Source organism: Megasphaera vaginalis (ex Srinivasan et al. 2021) (assembly GCF_000478965.1).
GTDB classification, from domain to species: Bacteria; Bacillota; Negativicutes; order Veillonellales; family Megasphaeraceae; genus Megasphaera; species Megasphaera vaginalis.
On sequence record NZ_AWXA01000055.1, the window covers coordinates 1 to 993 of the forward strand.

2 protein-coding genes and 1 pseudogene are annotated in these 993 nt (G+C 46.5%); all 3 read right to left on the reverse strand.

Annotated elements, in window-relative coordinates:
- Window positions 1-90: 90 nt before the first annotated feature.
- On the reverse strand, window positions 91-516 hold the full coding sequence (locus HMPREF1250_RS09890) for a DUF1492 domain-containing protein (RefSeq protein WP_023054536.1): 426 nt from the start codon (window positions 514-516) through the stop codon (window positions 91-93).
- Window positions 516-686, reverse strand: coding sequence for a hypothetical protein (locus HMPREF1250_RS09895; RefSeq protein ID WP_155914522.1), 171 nt, complete (start codon window positions 684-686; stop codon window positions 516-518). Before HMPREF1250_RS09895 ends, HMPREF1250_RS09890 begins: the two co-directional genes overlap by 1 nt.
- 4 nt (window positions 687-690) lie before the next feature.
- Window positions 691-993: pseudogene (locus tag HMPREF1250_RS11870) on the reverse strand (hypothetical protein); the annotation flags it as partial.

Below are 993 nucleotides of genomic sequence, written 5' to 3' on the forward strand. Positions count from 1 at the left end.
GCCAGTTCGAGGCCCACACACAGACTGGCAGCTAAGTTCCTTTATCGCAATTCTTTACACTACCAGTATACGCCTTTTTATAGTCTACTTCTATCTACTCTTAATTCTCATGTTGTTGACCTTGGAAAAACTCTGCAACGCTCGTCCATGCAATTTAAATACCCCCTGCCAACTGTACCCCATCTCGACCGCAATATCCTCCCAGTTCTGGCAGTTAATATACCGCGCGTACAACACGGCTTGCTGATGTTCATCAGGAAGCGCCCGGATCATCGTCTTGGCTTCTTCCCGCATATCAATCAGTACATCCCACTCCGCATTGACTTTGTCGAAATATTTCTCTAGGCGGATATAGCTGTCCGCCAGGTCTGCGTGTCTGGACCCGGACACCTTTTCTGCCAGACTGGCCGCTTTCAGGGATACAATATCCGCTTTGACGGCAGCCAGCTCCTTTTCCACCTGCTTAACAATCTGGTTCTGCCGCCGGATGCGGCTCAGGTACTCTTTAGCCGTCATTATTTCTCCCCTTTCTGTAGAAATTCCACCCGAATCCGATAGCCGCACACTTCGGCCAGTATCAATACGGCTTTCTTGAAAAGCAGTTTTTTCGTCCGTTCCGTCTTGCAGATTCTGCCGATGGCAAGCTCTGCCGTCGGGTCCTTGTATGCTTTTGCCAATCGAATCATTCCTTTATCCATTTTTATCGACATAATCCATTAAACTACCTTGCACAAATTCCTTGGAATTCAATAAACCACCGTTTTTCATTCTCAGTCGCATTTCGCGCAACAACGATACCAGTTGATCACTATAATCTTGCAGCGGTTCTTTCATTTGATCGTATTCAGCCTGAGACTTAAATCCGTATGCTGCATGAATAATAGGACGAATCACATATCCAAATTCTTTATCCGGGATTAATTGACACCCACGAGTGCGCAGAAAGCAAAGTACATCGGCGAACTCCGGATTAATCAATGCAGCTCGGAGAAA